This is a genomic window from Burkholderia paludis (genome assembly GCF_000732615.1).
In the GTDB taxonomy this organism is placed as follows: domain Bacteria; phylum Pseudomonadota; class Gammaproteobacteria; order Burkholderiales; family Burkholderiaceae; genus Burkholderia; species Burkholderia paludis.
The window spans coordinates 1-6,838 of sequence record NZ_JPGL01000121.1; the positions used below are offsets into that span (position 1 = coordinate 1).

At 71.2% G+C, this 6,838-nt stretch carries 6 protein-coding genes; all 6 read right to left on the reverse strand.

Annotated elements, in window-relative coordinates:
* Positions 1-70 precede the first annotated feature (70 nt).
* Positions 71-508 (reverse strand): transcription antitermination factor NusB, encoded by a 438-nt coding sequence (gene nusB / locus GQ56_RS0138465; protein WP_031403692.1) that lies wholly within the window; start codon positions 506-508, stop codon positions 71-73.
* On the reverse strand, positions 505-1,023 hold the full coding sequence (gene ribH, locus GQ56_RS0138470; protein WP_031403693.1) for a 6,7-dimethyl-8-ribityllumazine synthase: 519 nt from the start codon (positions 1,021-1,023) through the stop codon (positions 505-507). The genes nusB and ribH overlap by 4 nt, the downstream gene beginning before the upstream one ends.
* A gap of 53 nt (positions 1,024-1,076) precedes the next feature.
* Complete coding sequence (gene ribBA, locus GQ56_RS0138475) at positions 1,077-2,219, reverse strand: bifunctional 3,4-dihydroxy-2-butanone-4-phosphate synthase/GTP cyclohydrolase II (protein WP_031403694.1); 1,143 nt, start codon at positions 2,217-2,219, stop codon at positions 1,077-1,079.
* Positions 2,220-2,411: 192 nt separating this feature from the next.
* A complete protein-coding gene (locus GQ56_RS0138480; RefSeq protein WP_031403695.1) occupies positions 2,412-2,930 on the reverse strand; it encodes a DUF1993 domain-containing protein in 519 nt (172 codons plus the stop codon).
* A gap of 156 nt (positions 2,931-3,086) precedes the next feature.
* On the reverse strand, positions 3,087-5,435 hold the full coding sequence (locus tag GQ56_RS0138485; protein ID WP_031403696.1) for a tetratricopeptide repeat protein: 2,349 nt from the start codon (positions 5,433-5,435) through the stop codon (positions 3,087-3,089).
* Positions 5,432-6,838 (reverse strand): ATP-grasp domain-containing protein (locus GQ56_RS0138490; protein WP_235212840.1); only part of this gene is annotated, 1,407 nt, incomplete at its 5' end. The genes GQ56_RS0138490 and GQ56_RS0138485, both read right to left, overlap by 4 nt.

Sequence of the window (6,838 nt, forward strand, 5' to 3'; positions counted from 1 at the left end):
GGGCGGGCAGGGGGAGGGGCGAGACGAAAGAAAAAACGGGCGCATGCGCGCCCGTTCCGGACAAACGGTATCAGCCGTTGCGGCGCGCCTGGATTTCGGCGGGGCGCAGCTTCGCGGCAAGCTTGTCGAGCACGCCGTTCACGTACTTGTAGCCGTCGGAGCCGCCGAACGTCTTCGCGAGTTCGACCGCTTCGTTGATGATCACGCGGTAGGGCGTTTCGACGTGGTGCGTCAGCTCGAACGTCGCGATCAGCAGCACGGCGCGTTCGACCGGCGACAGCTGGTCGATCGGACGGTCCAGCGACGGGGTCAGCGCTTCGACCAGCGTGGCGTGCTCGCGGATCACGCCGTGCAGGATCGCGTCGAGCAGTTCCTTGTCAGCCTTGTCGTAACCGAGAGCGCCGCGCAGCTGCGCGTCGATCTCGCCGGAGGATGCGTTCGACAGCAACCACTGGTACAGGCCCTGCGTCGCCAGCTCGCGCGATTGTCGGCGGGCGCTCTTTTTCATGCGCGCTCCTCTTCGTCGTCTTCTTCGTCTTCGTCTTCCTCGTCTTCGTCGCCGAGCTGGTCGAGGGCCATCGTCAGGTTGGCCATCTCGACGGCGACGCGCGCGGCGTCGCGACCCTTTTCGGTCATGCGCGCGACGGCCTGCTCGTCGGTTTCGGTCGTCAGGACCGCGTTCGCGATCGGCAGGTTGAAATCGAGGCCGATGCGGGTGATGCCCGCGCCGCTCTCGTTCGATACGAGTTCGAAGTGGTAGGTCTCGCCGCGGATCACCGCGCCGAGCGCGATCAGTGCGTCGAACTGGCCGCTTTCCGCGAGCTTCTGCAGCGCGAGCGGGATTTCCAGCGCGCCGGGCACCGACACGAGCAGCACGTCTTCACCGGTGACGCCGAGGCGTTCCAGTTCCTCGACGCACGCGTCGGCGAGGCCGTTGCACACCGGCTCGTTGAAGCGCGATTGCACGATGCCGATACGCAGGCCGTCGCCTTCGAGATTCGGTTGGTATTGTCCGATTTCCATGATCTTGTCCGTGGTGTGGATGAGCGGTTATAGGGCGAAAGCGCCGTGGCGGGTTACGCGTTGGACGCCGGGCAGGACCTGGCTTCGCCGCCGGGCATCGGGATGAAGCCCGTGACTTCCAGGCCGTAGCCGGACATGCTGCCCAGCTTGCGCGGATTCGACAGCACCTGCATCTTGCCGACGCCGACATCGCGCAGGATCTGCGCGCCGATGCCGAACGTCTTGAAATCGACCGGCCGGCGCTTGAGCGCAGCGGCCTTTTCTTCCTCGTCGAACGCCTTGAAGACGTCGATCAGGTGTTCCTTCGTGTCGCCGCAGTTGAGCAGCACGATCACGCCGAGGTCGCGGGCCGCGATCTCGCGCATCGCGGCGTCGAGCGTCCACGAGTGCGTCGACACGCCCGTCTCGAGCAGGTCGAGCACCGACAGCGGCTCGTGCACGCGCACCGGCGTATCGACGTCGGGCGACGGCGCGCCGCGCACCAGCGCGATGTGCGGCGAGCCGCTCGGCTGGTCGCGGTACAGCACCGCGCGGAACGTGCCGTGCGCGGTCTGCATCGTGCGCTCGGCGATCCGCTCGATGATCGACTCGGTGCGGCTGCGGTACTGGATCAGGTCGGCGATCGTGCCGATCTTCAGGTTGTGTTCCGTCGCGAATTCGATCAGGTCCGGCAGGCGCGCCATCGTGCCGTCGTCCTTGATGATCTCGCAGATCACCGCGGCCGGCGTGAGGCCGGCGAGCGCGGTGAAGTCGCAGCCGGCCTCGGTGTGGCCCGCGCGCACGAGCACGCCGCCCGGCTGCGCCATGATCGGGAACACGTGGCCCGGCTGCACGATGTGCTCGGGGCGCACGTCGTGCGCGACCGCCGTGGCGATCGTGTGCGCGCGGTCGGCGGCCGAGATGCCGGTCGTCACGCCTTCGGCCGCTTCGATGCTGACCGTGAACGCGGTGCCGTACTGGGTGCCGTTGCGGTAGGTCATCAGCGGCAGGTGCAGCTGCTTGCAGCGTTCCTGGGTCAACGTCAGACAAACCAGGCCGCGGCCGTACCTGGCCATGAAGTTGATCGCTTCCGGCGTGACGAATTCGGCGGCGATCACGAGGTCGCCCTCGTTTTCGCGGTCTTCTTCGTCGACCAGGATCACCATCCGGCCGGCTTTCAGCTCGGCGATGATGTCGAGCGTGGAGGCGAGCGTCATAAGGGGGCGAGAAAGAGGAAAGTGCGTATTTTACGCCAGCCGGACGGCGTTTCGGCTGGCGCGCGCGGCGCGCGGCCGGCAAGCGCTCCGGAAAGCGTCGCGGCCGGCCCGCGCGGCCGGCCTGGCCGGGCCGCCGCGCGTTGCCTGCCGCGGGTGCGGACGGCGGCGGGCCGGGCATTGCCCGGCCGCGCGTCAGGCCTGCTGGTCGCGCCCGCCGAGGTAGTCGAGCTTGCCGAGTTCGACGCCGCCGTGGCGCAGGATGTCGTACGCGGTCGTCACATGAAAGAAGAAGTTGGGCAGCACGAAGTGCAGCAGGTACGACTGGCCGGTGAACTCGATCGGGCCGACCCGCATCTTCAGCACGATCTGGCGCGACTCGCTGCCGTCGATCTGTGCGGCGTCGAAGCCTTTCAGGTAGTCGATCGTCTTCTGGATGCGCGCGTGCAGTTCGTCGAAGGTCTGCTCGACGTCCGGGTAGCTCGGGATCTCGGTGTCGGCGAGGCGCGCGGCGCAGCCCTTGGCCGTGTCGGTCGCGATGTAGACCTGGCGGACGAACGGCAGCATGTCCGGGTACAGGCGGGCGCCGATGAACACCGACGGATCGATCTGCTTCTCGGCCGCATGAGCCTGCGCCTTGCCGAGGATGTGCTGAAGACTGGTCAGGCCGCGGATCAGGACAGGCACCGAGGCCTGATACATCGAAATGGACATGGGTTGCTTCCTCGAAGGGGGACGATGCGCACGACGGCGCGTGCGGCAATGAAGCGGCAGCAGCGCCGCTGCAACATCATAGCGCGGCCCGCCGCGCGCGGCGCACGACGTCCGGCCTGGCCGCGCCGCCGGCGCCCGGCCGGGCGCGGCGGCCCCTCAGGCGTCGCGCCACATGCGCCGGTAGGCCGCCTCGATCCCGCGGGCGAAGCGCGCGCCGTCCATCAGCGGCGAGCGTGCGAGGCGTGCGCGCAGTTCGCCGCGCAGCGCGGCGAGCGCGGGCAGGTCGCGGGCGAGGGCGACGGCGGTGTCGACGAACGCGGCGTCGCTGTCGGCGGCGAGCGCGTCCAGGCCGAGGTTCGCGAGCTGCGACAGCCCGCCCCGGCCGACGGCGGTGCGCCCGACGCGCGTGACGACCGGCACGCCCATCCACAGCGCATCGAGCGTCGTCGTGTGGCCGTTGTAAGGGAACGTGTCGAGCGCGATGTCGATGCCGAGATAGGTCGCCAGATAGTCGGCGCGCGGCCGGTACGGCACGCAGTCGACGCGTTCCGGCTGGATGCCGTGCGCGCGCAGCCGCTCGATGAGCCGGGTCCGCCCCGCGCCCTGCGGCGCCATCACGACCAGCCGCGCGCCGGGCAGGCGCGCGAACAGGCCGGCCCACAGCCGCAGCGTGCGGTCGGTCAGCTTGCACGGATTGTTCAGGCAGCCGAACGTCACGTGGCCGGCGTCGCGCGCGGGCAGCGGCCCGACCGCCGGCGTGTCGGTCAGCGGGTCGTAGCACCAGAAGGTATCCGCGAGCCGGATCGAGCGCTCGCGATAGAACCCGTCGTGCCCGGGCGGATCGAGATGCGGGTCGGTCAGCCGGAAGTCGATCGACGCCAGGCCGCTGGTGCCCGGATAGGCGAGCCAGATCGCCTGGACCGGCGCGGGCCGGTGCGCGAACAGGCCCGGCCGGCCTTCGGCCATGTGCATCGTCAGGTCGACGAGGATGTCGATGCCGTCGTCGCGGATGCGCTGCGCGAGCGCGGCGTCGTCGAGCCCGTACACGTCGTGCCAGCGATCCGCGTAGCCGGCGAGCCGCGCGGTGAGCGCGTCCGGCCGCGCGACGCTCGCGTAGCAGACGATCTCGAACGCGCGGCGGTCGTGATGCGACAGCAGCGGCACGAGGAACAGCGCCTGGCAGTGCTCGCGGAAATCCGCGCCGACGTAGCCGATCCGCAGCCGGGCGTCCGGCGCGCGGCTGCGCTCGGGGGCCGTCGCGAGCGTGCCGTCGGGCGTCTCGTGCCGCATCGACCAGTTCAGTGCTTCGGCGAGCACGGCCTCCGGCTGCTCCGACTGGAAGCTCAGCGCGTAGACGAGGTTGCTGTGCGCGATCGCGTTGCCCGGGTCGCACGCGAGCGCGTGCCGGTAGCTGTCGATCGCGGCGTCGAGCGCGCCGTCGTCCTTCAGCACGTTGCCGAGGTGGTTGTGCGTCGCCGAGTGCTCGGGGGCGCTGGCCAGTGCGGCGCGCAGGTGCGCGATCGCATCGTCGTGCAGGCCGAGCCGCCGCAACAGGTTCGCGGCGTTGTTGTGCGCCGCGACGAAGTCGGGTCGCGCGCGCAGCGCGGCGTCGAACGCGCCGGCCGCCGCCGCCGTGTCGCCGAGGCGCTCGCACACGGTGCCGAGATTGTTCAGCGCGTCCGCGTGATCGGGCCGCAGGGCGACCGCCAGCCGGTACTGGTCGGCGGCCTGCGCGTGCTGGCCGAGCCCCAGCAGCGCGTTGCCGAGGTTGTAGGCCGCGTCGGCGTCGTGCGGCGCGAGCGCCGCCGCGTGCGCGAGATGCGTGGCCGCCTCGGCGAACTCGCGCCGGTCGCACAGCGCCGCCCCGAGGTTGATCAGGCCGGCGGGCGCGTCAGGTGCGGAGCGCACGGCGTCGTGCAGCAGCGCGAGCGCGTCGTCGTGACGCGCGTGCGCGTCGAGCAGCGTGCCGAGGTTGGTCAGCGCGAGCGCGTGGGCCGGCTGCGCGGCGAGTGCCACGCGGTACGCGCGCTCGGCCGCGTCGGTCGCGCCGAGATGCTGGTGGCTGTTGCCGAGGTTGTTCGCGACGTCGGCGTTCGACGGGTCGAGCGCGAGCGCGTTGCCGTATGCGTCGATCGCGTCGGCATGGAAGCCGAGCGCCTGCAGGGCGTTGCCGAGCGCGGCGTGCGTGTCGGCGTTGATGGGGTCGATCGCGAGCGCGGTGCGCAGTGCGTCCGCCGCGCCGGCATGCTGGCCGAGCGTGTGCAGCACATGGCCGCGCGCCACATGGTGGCGGGCGTCGCGCGGCGCGAGTTCGATCGCGCGGTCGAGCTGCGCGAGCGCGCCGGCGCTGTTGCCGCATTGCAGCTCGAGGATGCCGAGCCGCATCCGGAGTTCGTCGTTGCCGGGATCGTCGGCGAGCAGGGCTTCGTAGAGCGTGCGGGCGCCGGGCAGGTTGCCGGCGAGATGCAGCGTTCTGGCGTGGGCGAACGTCGTATCGGGAGTCATGTCCGGGTGGGCGTCGGGCAGGAGGGGGCGAGGCCGGGGCGCGTATCGAGCATGCGCGCGAAGGCGTGCGCGATCCGCTCGATGTGCGGGTTCTTGTGCGCGAGCGGCCCGTCGGCCGCTTCGCGATGGACGAGCATCGTCGCGTTCGCTTCGAAGACGACCACCCGGCCGTCGCCGGTCAGCGCGAAGTCGATGCCGCCGTAGTCGAGATCCAGTTGCCGGCCGATCGCGGCGAGCGCGCGCGACGCCGTTGCGCCGAGCGCCGCGTGCGGATCGTCGAGGAAGCGGCGCTCCTCGTCGAGCTTCCACGGCGTCGACGTCATGTCGGCCGAGAAGTAGTGGACGAGCCAGTGCGTCGAGATCGCGAGGTGGTACGGGTACGGCACGCGATCGACGAAGATCGCCCGGTATTTGCGAAAGCAGCCGTCGGCGCCGCGGGTGTCGCGGTAGGCGGTCGCGTAGGCGGGACCGTCGAGCCGTGCAAGCGCCGCGGCGAACGTGTCGGGCGTGGCGTGCAGCGTGACGCCGTCGCCGCCGTGCGCGCCGGCCGGCCGCAGCAGCAGCGGAAAGGTCACGCCGGCCAGTGCGAGGCGGCGCAGCAGTACGTCGAACGGCCCGCGCGCGTTCTCGATGCGCACGCACGGCGGCACCAGGACGTCCGGCAGCGCCGCGAGGCGCGCGGCGGTGCGGTCGCGATGCGTGTGCGCGATCGCGTCGGGCGGATTCAGCAAGGGCACCGCGCTGCGGCCGGCGAAGCGGGCGAGACGGGCCGCGAGCGGCGCGGCGATGTCCGGATCGCCGACCGCGTTGAACACGAGATCGTGGGGCGGCAACTGCGCATCCTCGGCGTCGTCCGCATAGTCGATCGCGTACTTGATGCGGGTGATCGTGCGGAACGGCAGCAATGCGTCGAGCGGCACGTTGCCCGTGCCGCCGCCGACGCCGACGATCAGCAGTCGCCGCGCGTCGGCGTCGAGCGCCGGTTCGACGAACACGCGCTGCAGCCGGTATGCGCGTTCGCGATGCGCGTGCGCGTCGGCGTGGCGTCCGGCGGTGGCGTAGAGCGCGGCGAGGTTCTGGTGCGCGTTCGCGAGCGACGGATTCACGTCGAGCGTGTGCCGGTACCAGCGCACCGCGTCGTCGGTGCGGCCTTTCATCGCGTAGACGGTCGCGAGGTTGTACAGTGCGAGCGCCCGCGTGGCGGGCGGCGCGTCGGCGAGCGCATCGAACGCGGCGACCGCGAGCTGATGCGCGGCGAAGCCGTCGGCGTCGCCGGCGGCCTGCAGCGCATCGCGCATGCGCGCGTGCAGCGCGACGTCGAGCGGCGCCGCGTCGAGCGCGCGCGCCAGTTGCTCCGGCGCTGTCGACGTATCGGGAATGGACGGGGGCATCGGGGGGCGGGC

What these genes read in the sequence shown, in the direction of transcription:
- nusB (WP_031403692.1), bottom strand. Translation starts at nt 508, where the DNA reads ATGAAAAAGAGCGCCCGCCGACAATCGCGCGAGCTGGCGACGCAGGGC.
- ribH (WP_031403693.1), bottom strand. Translation starts at nt 1,023, where the DNA reads ATGGAAATCGGACAATACCAACCGAATCTCGAAGGCGACGGCCTGCGT.
- ribBA (WP_031403694.1), bottom strand. Translation starts at nt 2,219, where the DNA reads ATGACGCTCGCCTCCACGCTCGACATCATCGCCGAGCTGAAAGCCGGC.
- GQ56_RS0138480 (WP_031403695.1), bottom strand. Translation starts at nt 2,930, where the DNA reads ATGTCCATTTCGATGTATCAGGCCTCGGTGCCTGTCCTGATCCGCGGC.
- GQ56_RS0138485 (WP_031403696.1), bottom strand. Translation starts at nt 5,435, where the DNA reads ATGACTCCCGATACGACGTTCGCCCACGCCAGAACGCTGCATCTCGCC.